The sequence below is a fragment of the Streptomyces sp. NPDC002853 genome (assembly GCF_053591915.1).
This window is the reverse complement of sequence record NZ_JBSFUS010000009.1, coordinates 402,005-416,870: the sequence shown is the minus strand read 5'-3', so window position 1 is coordinate 416,870 and position 14,866 is coordinate 402,005. Positions and strand designations below refer to the sequence as shown.

Genomic DNA, 14,866 nt, shown 5'->3' with positions numbered 1-14,866 from the left:
AGCGCGGCGGCAACTCCGACCCCCACCGCCCCATGTGACGAACGGCACTCGTAGATCGTTCCCTCCGCGGCGCGCCGCACGCGGAGTTCACCCGCCGCCGGCCCCCGAATTCACCCGGAGGCACCCCGCGCGTTCACCCCTGGCGCGGGGTCAACGCTTCCCACCGCACCGTCACTTCGCCCTGCCGCCACCGTGCGGGGCGGTCCGCCACCGGCCAGTCCGCGGCCAGGTCCCGCACCGTCCTGATCCAGCGCTGCCGGGCGCCGTACGAGGCGTAGGGCGCGGCGGCGGCCCAGGCCCGGTCGAGGTCGCGCAGGAACGCGTGCACCGGCTCGCCCGGCACGTTCCGGTGGATCAGCGCCTTGGGCAGGCGCTCGGCGAGGTCGGATGGCCGGTCGAGCGATCCGAGGCGCGTCGCGAAGGTGACCGTGCGCGGTCCCTCGGGCCCGAGCGCGACCCAGACGTGCCGCCGCCCGATCTCGTCGCAGGTCCCCTCCACCAGCAGCCCGCCGGGTGCGAGCCGCCCGCACAGGCGTTCCCACACGGCGGCGACCTGCCCCTCGTCGTACTGCCGGAGCACGTTCGCCGCCCGGATCAGCGCGGGCCTGCCGGGCAGCGGGACCTCGAAGCCGCCGTGCCGGAAGGAGAGCCCTTCCCTCTCGTACGGCTTCGCGGCCGCGACCCGCGCCGGATCGATCTCGACGCCGACCACGCGCGCGTGCGGGGCGGCGGTCCTGAGCCGGACGAGCAGCTCCACGGCTGTCCAGGGGGCGGCCCCGTAGCCGAGGTCGACCGCCACGGGGTCGGTGGAGCGCCGCAGCGCGGCGCCGTGCGTGGCGGCGATCCAGCGGTCCATGCGGCGCAGACGGTTGGGGTTGGTGGTCCCGCGCGTCGCCGTTCCCACGGGTCGGGAAGGGGTGCGGGGGGCCATAAAGGAAAGGGTATGCGCCCTGCTGCCGGGGGTACGCGGCGAGTGCCGTGCGGGAATGGGCCGAGGCAATGCGGGCGTGGGCCGAGGTCGGGCCGGCAATGGGTTGAGCCTTCTCCGGTAATGATTTGGCAAAGAGGAAATGGAGTCGCCCCTTCCGATGTTCTCCCTCCGGAGGACCGTGCACGCCCTCCCCTGAGACATGCCCGCGCGCGCACAAGGAGGACCGCCACGTGAGCCAGTACGTGACCAGGCTCGGCCGTCGCTCGCCGGCAGCGCCCAGCAGACTCCGGCTCCCGGTCGGCAACCGGCGCCCCCGCCGGGTGGCCATGCTCAGCGTGCACACGTCCCCGCTGCACCAGCCGGGCACGGGCGACGCGGGCGGCATGAACGTCTACATCGTGGAGCTGGCCAAGCGTCTCGCGGCCATCAACATCGAGGTGGAGATCTTCACGCGCTCGACGACGGGCGCACTGCCGCCCGCCGTGGAACTCGCTCCGGGCGTCCTCGTGCGCCACGTCGACGCGGGGCCTTACGAAGGTCTGGCCAAGGAAGAGCTGCCCGCCCAGCTCTGCGCCTTCACGCACGGCGTGATGCAGGCGTGGGCGGGTCACCGCCCCGGCTACTACGACCTGGTGCACTCCCACTACTGGCTCAGCGGGCACGTCGGCTGGCTCGCCGCCGAGCGCTGGGGCGTGCCGCTGGTACACGCCATGCACACCATGGCCAAGGTCAAGAACGCGGCGCTCGCGGAGGGCGACACCCCGGAGCCCGCGGCACGCGTGATCGGCGAGACGCAGATCGTGCGCGCCGCCGACCGGCTGATCGCCAACACCTCCGAAGAGGCCGACGAGCTCGTACGCCACTACGAGGCCGAGGTGGGCAAGGTCGCCGTCGTGCACCCCGGCGTGAACCTCGACCGCTTCCGCCCCGCCGACGGCCGTGCGGCGGCCCGGCACCGTCTCGGCCTCCCGCAGGACGCCCTCGTCCCGCTCTTCGCGGGCCGCATCCAGCCCCTCAAGGCGCCTGACGTCCTGCTCCGCGCGGTCGCCGTACTCCTTGACCAGCGCCCCGACCTGCGCAGGCACATCGTCGTCCCCGTGGTGGGCGGCCCGAGCGGCAGCGGACTCGCGAAGCCGGAGGGCCTGCAGAAGCTGGCCGCCAGGCTGGGCATCGCGGACGTGGTCCGCTTCCAGCCGCCGGTGGGCCAGGAGCAGCTCGCGGACTGGTTCAGGGCGGCCTCGGTCCTGGTGATGCCCTCGTACAGCGAGTCGTTCGGCCTGGTGGCCATAGAGGCCCAGGCGGCGGGCACCCCGGTCCTCGCCGCGTCGGTGGGCGGTCTGCCGGTCGCCGTACGCGACGGGGTGACGGGCTTCCTGGTCGACGGCCACGAACCGGCCCACTACGCGCGCGTGCTCCGCGATTTCGCCGAGACCCCGCACCTCGTGGACCGCATGGGCGACGCGGCCGCACGGCACGCGCAATCCTTCGGCTGGGACACGGCCGCGTCCGCCACGGCGGACGTCTACACGGCGGCAGTGCACGAACACAGGCGTCGCGTACGCTCGCATCATGGCTGATCAGGCGGACGCAGCGGCGATCGGGATCATCGAACAGACGCTGGACGAAGCGGAACTGGAGTGGGAGAGCCCGCAGAGCGGCTCCTTCGTCGTGACGCTCCCGGGCACCCGCAAGCTGTCGACGACGCTCTCGCTGCGGGTCGGCAAGCACGCGCTGTCGCTGACGGCGTTCGTGATCCGGCACCCCGACGAGAACCACGACGCGGTGCACCGCTGGCTCCTGGAGCGGAACCTGCGCCTGTACGGCGTGAGTTACGCGATCGACTCCCTCGGCGACATCTACCTCACCGGCAAGCTCCCCCTCGCGGCGGTCACCCCCGACGAACTGGACCGCCTGCTCGGCTCGGTCCTCGAAAACGCGGACGGCTCCTTCAACACCCTCCTCGAGCTGGGCTTCGCCTCGGCGATCCGCAAGGAGTACGCGTGGCGGGTGTCGCGGGGCGAGTCCACGCGCAACCTGGACGCGTTCACTCACCTGACCCGGCCGCAGAGCTAGCGGCTGGCTCCGCCCACGTAAATCCGCCCCCGCCGGACGTCTTCCCCGCGCGGGGCGCCAGTGGCATGCTCGCGCGCATCGCAGACATGAATGTCGTTCACATCCATGGAAGGTGGCGGCGGGTATGGGCATGGATACGGGTATAGGTACGGGTACGGCCCGGGGTGTGGGTGCGGGTGCGGGTGCGGGTGTGGGTGTGGGTGCGGGTAGGGGCGAGGGCGCGGAGACCGGCAAGGTTGCGCACCCCGGCAGACGTGGCGTACTCGGCGGTGCGATCGCGGTGGCGGCCGTCGCCGCGTCCGGCGGGACGGCGTGGGCGAAGCCCGGCGAAACCCCCGCCCTGTGGCGGGAGTTCAGGGAAACCCCGTACACGCACCCCCAGATCCCCTACATAGCCCGGGCGGGCGCCCGCTCCGGCGCCCGCCGCCTCCCCCGCCCCGGGGTGGTCGCGAACGCACGCGACTACGGGGCGAGGCCGGACGGCTCGCGGGACGCGGCCCCGGCGATCAACCGCGCCCTGGCCGCAGCGGGGGAGCGGGGCGGCGGCACGGTGTTGCTCCCGCCCGGCAGGTACCGCGTCGACGGCATCATCCGCATCGCCCACGACAACGTGGTCCTGCGTGGCGCGGGCAGCGACCGCACCACCCTCCACGCGACCAAGAGCCTCACGGAACTGATCGGCCCGTACGGCTCCCGCTACGGCGGCGACAAGTCGAGCTGGTCCTGGGCCGGCGGGCTCATCTGGCTCTGCGCGCAGGCCCGTTGGGATTCGCTGGCGTCCGCCATCAGGGCGAAGGCATGGCCTTTCGAGGGCTGGACGGGCAACAAGCGGGACGAGTGGCAGACCCTTACGGCGGTCGCTCCCGCGCGCCGAGGCGACCGCACCCTGCGGGTCCAGGACACCTCCCGCCTCCACAAGGGCGACCTGGTGCTGCTGCGCCTGGCGGACGACTCCGGTCACACGCTCCTGGAGCACATGGCGGGCGGCGGCCCCGGCGCCGAGTCCTACACCTGGGACGACAAGACGAAACTGACGTCGTACGTCCCCTACGAGTGGCCGGTCCGCATCACTTCAGTAAAGAAGAGCACCGTCACCCTGGAACGCCCGCTTCCCCTGGACGTACGCGAGGAGTGGGACCCACGCCTGACGACGCACGTCAAGGCGCTGACGGGCGCGGGGGTCGAGGGCCTGACGCTCGAAGCCGTGGAGACCCCGCAATCGCCCCACCTCCTGGACAAGGGATTCAACGGGGTGACGTTCCAGTGCGCGTACGACTGCTGGGCGGACGACATCGTGGTCCGCCACGTGGACAACGGCTTCGGCCTGGTGAGCGCGTCGGCGTGCACGCTGCGCCGAACGCGGGTGGAGGGCAGAGGGGCGCACCACCCGTACTTCTGCCGCGAGGGCTCGCACGACAACCTGACCGAGGACTTCCGCATCGCCCGGCGCACGGCCCCGGCCCCGGCGGGCACCCAACTCCACGGCATCAACGTGGAGGGCCTGTCCTCCTACAACGTCTGGTCCCGGGGCGAGATGGAGATGGGCACGTTCGACAGCCACCGGGGCATGCCCTTCGCGAACGTCCGCACGGACATCACGGTCGACAACAACGGCCGCCACGGCGGGGACGCGAGCGCGGGCCCCCTCTTCGGGGCGCGCTTCACTCACTGGAACATCCGCGTGACCAACGGCCGCGCGGGCCTGATGAGGATCGACGGCCTCGCGCCGTACAGCGCCACGGTCGGCATCAACGAGGTCCGCGAGTTCGACCAGATCGACGTACCGGACTTCACCGGAGACCTGCACGCGCGGCTGGAGCTCTACGGGACGACGGATGCGGTACGCCCGAGGAATCTGCACGAGGCGCAGAGGGGCCTACGGGGACCTGTCTGAGGCACGACGGGAGCGGCGCCCGCACCCCTGACAAGTCCGCCGATTCGGCCCTCCACGGGTGCTTTGTCGCCAACCCCGCCCAACTGAGTGCCCCCATCACGCGGTTCCGGCTACACAAGATGGCCGGGACGTTCTTGCCTGATGGGGAGGGCCGGCCAAGTGGTCCTGACGATCGATCTCGCGGTCCTGCTGGCTGTCGTCATCTTTCTGCTGTGGCGCAGACGCGTGAAGCCGCGAACCCGGCTCGACACGGGAATGACCATGGCCGTCGTGCTGGTCTTCGGCGTACTGATCGCCCCGACGGCCTTCGGGCACGAAATCCTGGACGCCGTCGGCGAGGTCGCGCAGGGCATCTCGGACGCGGGCGGCGGTGGCAGCGGTCCATGATCCGCGCCTAGGGGGCGGGAGCCTGCGGGGTCGGGGGTGAGGTCCGGGGGGCGGGGGCGATCGCGTCACCGATCGCCCCGCCGGTGGCCTCGCGCACGGCCCGCGCGATGCGTCCGATCAGGTCGCCCTCGAAGTCCACGGGGATGGCGCCGCGCAGCGAGGCGGCGCCGAGTTCCTCGTTGACGACCCGGAAGGCGGCGGAGGCGGCCGCTCCGTGCAGGCGCGCCGCGAGGTCGCCGGGCGGGCGCGCGAGACGCTTCGCGATGATCGCCGTCATCTCGCGCTCCACCTGGTCACAGGCCATGAGCCAGGCCGTCCGGATCGGCGGTTCGTGGTCCGCGAGCCGGATCATCTTGATCGCGAGCAAGGTGTCGGAACGCTCCACGGCGCCGGCGGTTTTCTCGTGCCTGATGATCTCCGCGGCGAGATGCTCCTCGAGGGAGAGGTGGCGCGGCCAGCTCCGCAAGGCGCTCATCTCCCATTCGACGCCTTGTGTCACGATGGGTTCGGCGCAGCTCTCCTTGCTGCGGAAGTGGCGCCAGATGGTGCGGGTGGACAGGCCCACCGCGGCAGCGATCCGGTCGCCGCTGGTCTTGGCGACGCCGTGCTCCCAGAAGAGGCGGGACGCCTCCCGGGAGATCTCCAGGCGCAGCCGGTGGCGCCGCCGCTCGCTCATTCCCCTGGCGCCGGAGCTGGTGGGCGTTTCCATCGGGATCACCTCATCGCGGCACAGGTACGTACGCCACCAGTCTATGTCATCAAGTGTCACGATGGCATTTAGTGGCGGGTGGTGGTGTGCGTCGAGGTGACCGGGACGAGGCGGGCCGGGGGAGGGTGAACCGGCGGGCGGGTCAGGCGGTGGTGGCCGGGACCGGGTCCCCCACGGCTCCTCCCGTGGCCCGGCGCACGGCGGCTGCGATGCGCTCCGAGGCGTCGGCGAACTGTGCGGGGTCGGCGCCGTCGAGGAGGGCCGCGCCGATGTCCTCGTTGAGGACCCGGATGGCGGCGGAGGCCGCTGCGGCGTGCAGGCGCACGTCAAGGTCGGCGGCCGGGCGCCCGAGACGCTTCGCGATGATCTCCGCCATCTCGCGCTCCACCTGGTCACAGGCCATCAGCCAGGCGGTACGCAGGGCCGGTTCCGTGTCGGCGAGCCGGATCATGCGCATCGCGAGCCCGGTGTCGGCCAGTTCGACGGCGTCGGCCTCGCGGCGGAACCGGCTCGCCTCCGTACGGAAGCGCTCTTCGAGCGAGACCTCCGCGGGCCAGCCGCGCAGCGTGCTCATCTCCCATTCGACGCCTTGCGTCACGATGGGTTCGGCGCAGCTCTCCTTGCTGCGGAAATGGCGCCAGATGGTACGGGTCGACAGGCCCACCGCCGCGGCGATCTGGTCGCCGCTCGTGGCGTCCACGCCTTGCTCCCAGAAGAGGCGGGACGCCTCCCGGGAGATCTCCAGGCGCAGCCGGTGGCGCCGCTGGTCGCTCATCCCGCTCTTGCCACGCTTGGCCGTCGCCATCCCGGTCACTTCCGCTCGTGTTCTTGCTGGTGCGTCAGTGTCATAATGACAGTAAGTGACGCTCCGGTGCCAGCTTGGAGCGAGCGCCGCGGCGCGATCGGTGCGAGCGGCTGGGGCGGGCCTCGGCACTTGGTGCGTGGGCTGAGCGGTAGCCGTGGTGCGTGGGCCGGGCGGCCGTAGGTGGGTGTGGTCCGCGAGTCAGCCCCGTTCGGTCAGATGCGGCCCGCGGCCCGCGTTGTGTTCCGGTCCGGAGGCACAGGCCTCGGCCAGTACGGCGGCGATGTCCCCGACGAGACCGGCCACGGGGTCGTGGGTGAGCTCAGTCATCCGGAGCCGCCCGCCCACGGTGACCACACCGAGCACGTGCTCCCCGCGCAACTGCGTGATCTGCGCCGGGCCCCACAGGGCGGTGAGCGTGCCCGCGCTCCGCGGCGGCGGCTCCGCCACGCCGAGGTTGGTGATCTGGATGTCGGCCGCGGTGGCGGCGGCCATCATCGCCTCTGCCTCCTCCCCGCTCGTCGGGGCGTGCTCCGCGAGCTGCGCAGCGGCGCCCTTGATGGCGTGCGGTGCGCGCAGGCGCGCGAGGGTCCCGCGAACGTTCCGCGCCAGCTTCCAGAAGTCGTCGGCCTCGTGCGCCTCACTCGATGTCTTGGCGCCGACGAAGCGGTTCACCACCTCGTCGGGCAGGCCGCCGGCACGACGCAGATCCACCGGAGTCAGCACCCGTACGAACTCACGCCCTCGCCGGTGGAACACCACCGCGGCGGCGGCGCAGAGCGCGGCATGCACCGATGTGCTCTCCAGTCGGCAGCGCTGGACGAGTCGGCCGGTCAACTCGCGGTCGAGGGCCAGGGCCTGCAGGTGCGGAGCGTGTCCGGAGAAGGGGGCGAGCCCGCCGGTGGCATGCATGCGCGGGTCATCCGGTGCCGGTCCATCGGTCATGGTGTCCGGCGGTGTGACCATCCGGGCGAGCAGGTCTTCCTGCGCCTCCGGGACACCGCCGGGCGGACGCTCCTCGCCGTCCAGAGCCGCCACCAGGTCGAGCAACGCCCGCAACCCGCCCACCCCGTCGGCGATCTGGTGGGCGAAGGTGAGCACGATGTCGCACCGCGGACCCCGCGGCAGCAGGGCGGCGCGCACCAGCGGGCCCGGGGCCTGAGGAATCGGGCGGGTCTGTTCGGCGGCCGCCACGGCCTGCCAGGGCGTGCCATCGGGCAGCGTCGTCACCGGGATCGCGCGGTCGGTCCGCCGGTACACGGCTTCGGAGGCGGTGCGGTCCACCGTCACCGTGAGCAGCGGGTGCCGACGGCGGAGCTCTGCCAGCGCGGTTGCCAGCTGGGCCTCCGATACGGGCCGGTCGATCTCTGCGACCAGGGAGAACTGGAGCGGGTTGCGGCGCATGTAGAAGTCGATGGTCCGCTCGAACGCGCCCAGTGGTCGGACGATGTCGCCTCGGCTCGTGGTCACTGCGGGTCCCTTCCCGGTGTCACTGTCTCTGCTGCCGTCGCCGTCGCCGTCGCCGTCGCCGTAGCCGTCGCCGTAGCCATCTCTGTCACCGGCACCGTCACCGTCACCGGGTGGGGGAGGATGGGGAGGAGGGCGAAGCGGGCGAGGCGTGCTTGGCGGGCAGCAGGCCGATCTCCGCCAGCCGCTTGTTCGAGCGTCGGGCGGCCCAGGCGACCACCAGGAGGGCCAGGGCGAGCAGCGGGAAGCCCATGGCGATCTTGGCGGCGCCCAGCGACCCGACCTGGTCGGTCGCGTAGAAGTACTGCTGGACGGCGAACCGGGCGCCGAAGACGGCGGTGAGCACCAGGGTGGCCACGTCGTAGTAGAGCCGCGAGCGCTTGTCCGCGCGCCAGATGCTGCCCTTGCCGGTCGCCGCGTTCCAGATGACGCCGGCCAGCGGCCACCGCACCAGGACGGAGAGGAGGAAGAGGACGGCGCCGGCCAGGCTCGCCCAGATGCCGATGAGGAAGTAGTCCTTGGCGGAGCCGGTGAACCAGACGACGCCCGCGGCGATCGCGACGCCGAACACGCCGCCGATCGCGGGCTGCACGGACTCCTTGCGGACCAGACGTTCCACGCCGATCGCGACCGCGACCGCGACGGCGGCGATGATCGACGCCTTGAGTCCGCGGAAGTTGTGGGCGACGACGAATGCCAGTACGGGCAGGGCCGAGTAGACGATTCCCTTGGTGCCGCCCGCCTGGTCGAGGACCGAAGGCCGCTGCTGGGCCGTCGTCTGACTCGTCTGACTCGTCTGCTCCGCCTGCGTGTGGTCGGTCCCTGTCGCCAGGAAGCTTTTGGTCTTCATGGTGGTCAGTTCTCCCGAGTTCGTCTGGGGGGCAAAGTGCAATTTCGTTGCGTCACTTAACGCTAGATTGACACTTAGTGACACTCGACGGCTACCCCTGCTCGGTGTGACGTGGGCCACACGGCTGAACCGTGCTTCTCCGTCTGCCCCCGCGGGTCGCGCTCACGCCCCCTCTGTTTCGCCAGTTCAGGGCCCCTGCTTGCGGTGGATGTCATTTAGTGACACTGTCATTAAGTGACACGAAGCGCTGACCCAAGCGCTGACGCCAAGCGCTGACATCAAGCGCTGGCGTCAAGCGCCGACAGGAAGGACCGACATGGGACTGCGGGAGACCATCTCCGTCGAGGAGTTCTTCGGATCGCCGGCTCGCGCGAAGGCCACGCTCTCGCCGGACGGCAAGAAGATGGCGTACCTCGCGCCGTGGAAGAACCGCATGAACGTCTGGATCGAGAGCGTCGATCAGAACGCCGACGGGAGCATCGACGCGCCGGGCGACGCGCCGAGCGACGCGCGCTGCGTGTCGACCGAGGACCGCGGGGTGGTGAGCTACCACTGGACGCGTGACGCACGGTGGCTGCTCTACTGCCGGGACCAGGGCGGCGACGAGAACCTGCACCTCTACCGCGTCGACCTGGAGAACCCGGACGCCCCCGCGGTGAACCTCACGCCCTTCCCCGGCGTACGGACCATGGGCGTGGACCTGCCCGCGGGACGGCCCGGCAAGGTGATCACCCAGCTGAACCTCCGCGACCGGGCCCAGTTCGACCTGGTCGAGCTGGACATGGCCACCGGCGACCTCGTGACCCTCGCCCAGAACCCCGGTGGCAAGGTCGGGGGCTGGCTCTACGGCGAGCGCGACCTGTTCGCGGTGTCGACGACGGCCGAAGGAAACCTCGAACTGTCCCGGTGGGACGGGGCGACGGGCGCGCTGCACCCCCTGGCGGAGTTCGACGGCAGTGACGCGCCGCTGGGGATCTACCCCATGGAGGTCACGCCGGACGGCACCGGCGTGTGGCTGGGCTCGCACCGTGGGAGCGACCGCCTGCACCTGGCCCGGCTCGACCTGGCCACCGGCGAGGAGGAAGAGGTCGACTCCCACCCGCGGTACGACCTGGACACCCGTGCCCGGGTCTTCCCCGCTCTGCCCTCCCCTCTCATCCGCAGCCGGCGCACGGGTGAGCTGCTCGGGGTCCGCTATCTCGGCGAGCGGCAGGTGATCCATGCCCTCGACCCGCACTTCGCCGACGTACTGGAGAACCTGGAGAAGCTGTCCGACGGCGATCTCGCCGGGGTGTCCTCCGACGAGAGCGGCCGGCGGTGGGTGGTGAGCTTCACCCACGACCGCGACCCCGGCGTCACCTACTTCTACGACCACACCACCGGCGAGAGCCGCCTCCTCCACCGGGCGAAGCCGGACCTGGACCCCGAGTCGCTCGCTCCGATGCGACCGGTGCCGATCACCTCCCGCGACGGTCTGACGCTGCCCTCGCACCTGACGCTGCCGGTCGGCGTCGAGCCGTCCCGGCTGCCGCTGGTCCTCTTCGTCCACGGCGGCCCCTGGACCCGGGACAGCTGGGGGTACAACCCCGCCGCGCAGCTCTTCGCCAACCGCGGCTGCGCCGTGCTGCAGGTCAACTTCCGGGGTTCCACCGGGTACGGCAAGGCCTTCACCAGGGCCGGCATCGGGGAGTTCGCCGGCAAGATGCACGACGACCTCATCGACGGCGTGCGGTGGGCGGTCGACCAGGGGTACGCGGACCCGGACCGCGTGGCGATCATGGGCGGCTCGTACGGCGGCTACGCGTCCCTGGTCGGTGTCACCTTCACGCCGGACGTCTTCGCCGCCGCCGTGGATGTCGTCGGCATCTCGGACCTGGCCAACTTCATGCGCAGCCAGCCCGACTTCGTCAAGCCGATGCTCGCCCACAACTGGTTCACGTACGTCGGCGACCCGGCCGATCCGGAGCAGGAGGCCGACATGCTGGCCCGCTCCCCGATCAGCCGCGTCGACCAGATCCGCTCGCCCTTGATGGTGGTGCACGGCGCAAACGACGCCCGCGTGGTCCTTGCCGAGTCCGACCAGCTCGTCGAAGCGCTCCGCGCACGGGGCGTGCCGGTCGAGTACACGGTCATGGAGGACGAGGGCCACGCCATCGAGAACCCGGAGAACGTGATCGCGCTCTACACCGCGGCGGAACGCTTCCTGGCCGAACACCTGGGCTTCGAGCCCCACGGGGCATGAGTACACCCACCCGCACGGGAGACGACGACATGACCCACCCCGAAAGCCGTCCCGAGGACCAGCCCGGAAACCAGCCCGGGAACCATCCCCAGACACTGCCGCAGCAGCTCTACCTCCTCTGCTACAGCGTGGACAAGGGCAAGTTCCAGGTCGACAACATCCAGGGCCGTGGCCAGCTGCTGCGAGCCGGCGCCTTCACCGAGCTGGCCCGGGACGGCCTGCTCGCCACCGAGGGACGGAAGGTGATCCGCAGGCCCGGAAAGGCGCCGGCGGACTCCTTCGCCGCCTCGGTGTGGAACGACCTGCCCGACAACAAGCCCAAGGGCTGGCTCAACTACGTGCACAACAAGGCCCACACGGCGGAGACCCCGGTCCGCGACCAGCTGGCCGAGGCGGGAGCCGTGTCCGTCGCCCGCGGCAAGCTGATGGGACTCATCCCGGCCGACCGCGTCACCGTCACCGACCCGGAGGCGGTGCGGACCCTCCAGAAGCGGGTACGTGACACCGTCCTCAGCGGAGCCGACCCGGCGACGATCCCCCTGGACGAGCTGACCATGGCCGTGTTCGCGGTCGAACTGGAACTGACCTGCGTGTGGACCCGCGCGGACCTCCGCACCCACAAACAACCCCTCAAGACCCTCGCCACCCGCTACGACGAATTGGTCCCGGGCCTGCGCAAGGCGCTACGCGACTCCTACCTGGCGAGCCGAGCAGTCGGCGGCGGCTGGAGCGCCTGAGCCCGCACATCCGCTCTCACCCGCCGCCCGCCACCGAACGACAAAAGCCCCCTGCCCGGCGGCAAAACCGCGGGCAGGGGGCTCAAGGCGTCGCGCCTGCTACCTGGCGTCGTACTCCTGGCGTCGCGCCTACTTCTTCTTGCCCTGATTCTTGACCGCCTCGATGGCCGCCTTCGCCGCGTCGGGGTCGAGGTACGTGCCGCCGGCCTTCAGCGGCTTGAACTCCGCGTCCAGTTCGTACGACAGCGGGATGCCCGTCGGGATGTTCAGGCCCGCGATGTCCTCGTCCGAGATGCCGTCCAGGTGCTTGACCAGGGCGCGCAGCGAGTTGCCGTGGGCCGCGACCAGGACCGTCCTGCCGGTCAGGAGGTCGGGGACGATGCCGTCGAACCAGTACGGGAGCATGCGGACGACGACGTCCTTGAGGCACTCCGTCTGCGGGCGCAGCTCGGGCGGGAGCGTCGCGTAGCGGGGGTCCTCGAACTGCGAGTACTCGGCGTCACGGTCCAGCGGCGGCGGCGGGGTGTCGTACGAGCGGCGCCAGAGCATGAACTGCTCCTCGCCGAACTCGGCGAGCGTCTGCGCCTTGTCCTTGCCCTGGAGGGCGCCGTAGTGACGCTCGTTCAGGCGCCACGAGCGGTGCACGGGGATCCAGTGGCGGTCCGCGGACTCCAGCGCCAGCTGGGCCGTGCGGATCGCGCGCTTCTGGAGCGACGTGTGGACCACGTCGGGGAGCAGGCCGGCGTCCTTGAGCAGCTCACCGCCGCGGACCGCCTCCTTCTCGCCCTTCTCGTTGAGGTTGACGTCCACCCAGCCGGTGAACAGGTTCTTCGCGTTCCACTCGCTCTCGCCGTGGCGGAGGAGGATCAGCTTGTACGGTGCGTCGGCCATGCCCCTGAGCGTAATCGAACCGCCGGGTGCCCCGCGCGTCCGCCCGGACCCCGGACAGCGCGGCCACGGGAGCGGCGTCAGTTGACGGGTTCTGCTAATCCACTGGCTCTTCGGGTGCCTGGAGTCGTAATGTGCGCTTGTTGCTAGTGCCACTTACATGGCTGCCTGATCCCGTGGGGGGAAACCGATGCCGCTCGCCGCCCTGAGACGCGCCGCCAAGGAGTCCGTCTCCGGTCTTCCCCGCGAGTTCTGGTGGCTGTGGACCAGCACCCTGGTCAACCGCCTCGGCGCCTTCGTCGCCACCTTCATGGCGCTTTACCTGACCCTCGACCGCGGTTACTCCGCCACGTACGCCGGTCTCGTCGCCGCCCTGCACGGACTCGGCGGCGTCGTCTCCTCGCTCGGCGCGGGCGTGATGACCGACCGGCTCGGGCGGCGGCCCACCCTCCTCATCGCCCAGGCCTCCACCGCCCTGTCCGTGGCGCTCCTCGGCTTCATGAAGGACCCCCTGGCCATCGCGGCCGTCGCCTTCCTCGTGGGCATGGCGAGCAACGCGTCCCGCCCCGCCGTCCAGGCGATGATGGCCGACATCGTCCGCCCCGAGGACCGGGTGCGGGCCTTCTCGCTCAACTACTGGGCCATCAACCTCGGGTTCGCGATCTCCTCCATGGGCGCCGGCTTCATCGCCGAGTTCAGCTACCTCGCCGGGTTCCTCATCGAAGCCGTGATGACCATGGTCTGCGCGGTCGTCGTCTTCGCGAAGCTCCCGGAGTCGCGGCCCGTGCGGACCGCCTCGGAGAAGGAGTCGGACCCGGACGTCGGCCTCGGGGCCGTCCTGCGCGACGGGCGCTTCATGGGCGTCGTGGGGCTCTCCTTCCTCGTCGCCCTGATCTTCCAGCAGGGCTCCGTGGGGCTGCCCGTCGCCATGGGCGAGGCCGGGTTCACGCCCGCCGACTACGGTCTCGCCATCGCCGTCAACGGCGTCCTGATCGTCGCGCTCCAGATCCCCGTCACCCGGTTCATCGAACACCGCGACCCGCAGCGGCTGTTGATCGTCTCCGCGCTGCTCGCCGGCTACGGCTTCGGGCTCACCGCCTTCGCCGGTTCCATCGGCGTCTTCGCCCTGACCGTGTGCGTCTGGACGGTGGCCGAGATCGTCAACGCGCCCACGCAGACCGGCCTGGTCGTACGCCTCTCGCCGACCCATGGCAGGGGCCGCTACCAGGGCATGTACGTCCTGTCGTGGGCCGTGGCCTCGCTCGTCGCCCCGCTGATGTCCGGCTTCGTCATCGACCGCTTCGGCGCCGAGTGGCTCTGGGGCATCTGCGCGGTCATCGGCACCGTCGCCGCGCTCGGCTACTGGTCGCTGATGCGCGGGCTGCCCGCGGAGGGGGCGACGGCGGGCACGGCAACCACGCCGGTCGCTCCCGCCCCCGGCGAACCCGCCGAGGTCCCCGCCAGGGGGTAGCGCAGGGCCCCGCTCCCCGCCCCGCCCCGCAACACCCGCGCGCGTGTGCGCTGTTGGTGCGCCCCTCCCCAGTGGGCATGGAACGGGCATCAGGCAGTACGCCACCGAGGAGGAGACCCATGGCCGAGTCCCGCATCACCGAAACCGTCCCCGAGCAGCCGACCGATACGCCGGGCCTGCCCACGCTCGTGCTCCTCGGCGCCTGCGGCTGCGGCTCGGGCTGCAGCTGCGGCTGCCAGTCGGGCGGAACGTGCCAGTGCGGCGGAGGCTGCGGCTGAACCAGTGAGCGCGAAGGGGTGGGCCCGCACCAACAGTGCGGGCCCACCCCTTCGCGCCCACCGCGGGGCCGGAAGGGCTCAGGCGCCCTCCACCGGCGGCAGGACCTTCTTCGTGCACCCCTCGCGGCGCTCGGCGC

Annotated in this window: 14 protein-coding genes; 8 read left to right on the top strand and 6 right to left on the bottom strand. The window is 71.3% G+C overall.

What is annotated here, in order from left to right:
- Positions 1-133 precede the first annotated feature (133 nt).
- A complete protein-coding gene (locus ACWD02_RS26480) occupies positions 134-931 on the bottom strand; it encodes a class I SAM-dependent methyltransferase (RefSeq protein ID WP_451214915.1) in 798 nt (265 codons plus the stop codon).
- 230 nt (positions 932-1,161) lie between these two features.
- On the opposite strand from ACWD02_RS26480, the gene mshA reads away from it, so the two are divergent.
- The 4 genes from mshA to ACWD02_RS26460 all read left to right on the top strand — a co-directional run bounded on the left by mshA (position 1,162) and on the right by ACWD02_RS26460 (position 5,285).
- A complete protein-coding gene (gene mshA / locus ACWD02_RS26475) occupies positions 1,162-2,508 on the top strand; it encodes a D-inositol-3-phosphate glycosyltransferase (RefSeq protein WP_451214914.1) in 1,347 nt (448 codons plus the stop codon).
- Complete coding sequence (locus ACWD02_RS26470; RefSeq protein ID WP_451214913.1) at positions 2,501-3,004, top strand: YbjN domain-containing protein; 504 nt, start codon at positions 2,501-2,503, stop codon at positions 3,002-3,004. Before mshA ends, ACWD02_RS26470 begins: the two co-directional genes overlap by 8 nt.
- 124 nt (positions 3,005-3,128) lie before the next feature.
- Positions 3,129-4,898, top strand: coding sequence for a glycosyl hydrolase family 28-related protein (locus tag ACWD02_RS26465; RefSeq protein ID WP_451214912.1), 1,770 nt, complete (start codon positions 3,129-3,131; stop codon positions 4,896-4,898).
- A 159-nt stretch (positions 4,899-5,057) separates the two neighbouring features.
- The gene (locus tag ACWD02_RS26460; RefSeq protein WP_451214911.1) at positions 5,058-5,285 is read left to right on the top strand and encodes a hypothetical protein; all 228 of its coding nucleotides are present in this window, start codon (positions 5,058-5,060) and stop codon (positions 5,283-5,285) included.
- A gap of 7 nt (positions 5,286-5,292) precedes the next feature.
- On the opposite strand, the gene ACWD02_RS26455 is transcribed toward ACWD02_RS26460, so the two are convergent.
- The 4 genes from ACWD02_RS26455 to ACWD02_RS26440 all read right to left on the bottom strand — a co-directional run bounded on the left by ACWD02_RS26455 (position 5,293) and on the right by ACWD02_RS26440 (position 9,113).
- On the bottom strand, positions 5,293-5,994 hold the full coding sequence (locus ACWD02_RS26455; RefSeq protein ID WP_451214910.1) for a TetR/AcrR family transcriptional regulator: 702 nt from the start codon (positions 5,992-5,994) through the stop codon (positions 5,293-5,295).
- 142 nt (positions 5,995-6,136) lie between these two features.
- Positions 6,137-6,799, bottom strand: coding sequence for a TetR/AcrR family transcriptional regulator (locus ACWD02_RS26450; protein WP_451214909.1), 663 nt, complete (start codon positions 6,797-6,799; stop codon positions 6,137-6,139).
- Positions 6,800-6,997: 198 nt separating this feature from the next.
- On the bottom strand, positions 6,998-8,266 hold the full coding sequence (locus ACWD02_RS26445) for a phthiocerol/phthiodiolone dimycocerosyl transferase family protein (protein WP_451214908.1): 1,269 nt from the start codon (positions 8,264-8,266) through the stop codon (positions 6,998-7,000).
- 103 nt (positions 8,267-8,369) lie between these two features.
- Positions 8,370-9,113: a DUF3159 domain-containing protein gene (locus ACWD02_RS26440; protein ID WP_451214907.1), complete on the bottom strand. Its 744-nt coding sequence runs from the start codon at positions 9,111-9,113 to the stop codon at positions 8,370-8,372.
- 316 nt (positions 9,114-9,429) lie between these two features.
- Here ACWD02_RS26440 and ACWD02_RS26435 point away from each other — a divergent pair, with 316 nt between their 5' ends.
- A complete protein-coding gene (locus tag ACWD02_RS26435) occupies positions 9,430-11,355 on the top strand; it encodes a S9 family peptidase (RefSeq protein ID WP_451214906.1) in 1,926 nt (641 codons plus the stop codon).
- Positions 11,356-11,384: 29 nt separating this feature from the next.
- Positions 11,385-12,092, top strand: coding sequence for a GOLPH3/VPS74 family protein (locus ACWD02_RS26430; protein WP_451214905.1), 708 nt, complete (start codon positions 11,385-11,387; stop codon positions 12,090-12,092).
- Between the two features lie 129 nt (positions 12,093-12,221).
- Here the strand turns inward: ACWD02_RS26430 and ACWD02_RS26425 are convergent, their stop codons facing one another.
- A complete protein-coding gene (locus tag ACWD02_RS26425) occupies positions 12,222-12,983 on the bottom strand; it encodes a phosphoglyceromutase (RefSeq protein ID WP_451214904.1) in 762 nt (253 codons plus the stop codon).
- Positions 12,984-13,170: 187 nt separating this feature from the next.
- Here ACWD02_RS26425 and ACWD02_RS26420 point away from each other — a divergent pair, with 187 nt between their 5' ends.
- Positions 13,171-14,451, top strand: coding sequence for an MDR family MFS transporter (locus ACWD02_RS26420; protein WP_451214903.1), 1,281 nt, complete (start codon positions 13,171-13,173; stop codon positions 14,449-14,451).
- A 119-nt stretch (positions 14,452-14,570) separates the two neighbouring features.
- Entirely contained in the window at positions 14,571-14,729 is a 159-nt protein-coding gene (locus ACWD02_RS26415; protein ID WP_451214902.1) for a hypothetical protein, read from the top strand.
- Positions 14,730-14,866 lie beyond the last annotated feature (137 nt).

Bases quoted from the DNA above. Each gene is read 5' to 3' on its own strand.
- ACWD02_RS26470 (WP_451214913.1), top strand. From the start codon at position 2,501: ATGGCTGATCAGGCGGACGCAGCGGCGATCGGGATCATCGAACAGACG.
- ACWD02_RS26430 (WP_451214905.1), top strand. From the start codon at position 11,385: ATGACCCACCCCGAAAGCCGTCCCGAGGACCAGCCCGGAAACCAGCCC.
- ACWD02_RS26420 (WP_451214903.1), top strand. From the start codon at position 13,171: ATGCCGCTCGCCGCCCTGAGACGCGCCGCCAAGGAGTCCGTCTCCGGT.
- ACWD02_RS26465 (WP_451214912.1), top strand. From the start codon at position 3,129: ATGGGCATGGATACGGGTATAGGTACGGGTACGGCCCGGGGTGTGGGT.
- ACWD02_RS26425 (WP_451214904.1), bottom strand. From the start codon at position 12,983: ATGGCCGACGCACCGTACAAGCTGATCCTCCTCCGCCACGGCGAGAGC.
- ACWD02_RS26450 (WP_451214909.1), bottom strand. From the start codon at position 6,799: ATGGCGACGGCCAAGCGTGGCAAGAGCGGGATGAGCGACCAGCGGCGC.
- ACWD02_RS26480 (WP_451214915.1), bottom strand. From the start codon at position 931: ATGGCCCCCCGCACCCCTTCCCGACCCGTGGGAACGGCGACGCGCGGG.
- ACWD02_RS26440 (WP_451214907.1), bottom strand. From the start codon at position 9,113: ATGAAGACCAAAAGCTTCCTGGCGACAGGGACCGACCACACGCAGGCG.
- ACWD02_RS26435 (WP_451214906.1), top strand. From the start codon at position 9,430: ATGGGACTGCGGGAGACCATCTCCGTCGAGGAGTTCTTCGGATCGCCG.
- ACWD02_RS26415 (WP_451214902.1), top strand. From the start codon at position 14,571: ATGGCCGAGTCCCGCATCACCGAAACCGTCCCCGAGCAGCCGACCGAT.
- ACWD02_RS26455 (WP_451214910.1), bottom strand. From the start codon at position 5,994: ATGGAAACGCCCACCAGCTCCGGCGCCAGGGGAATGAGCGAGCGGCGG.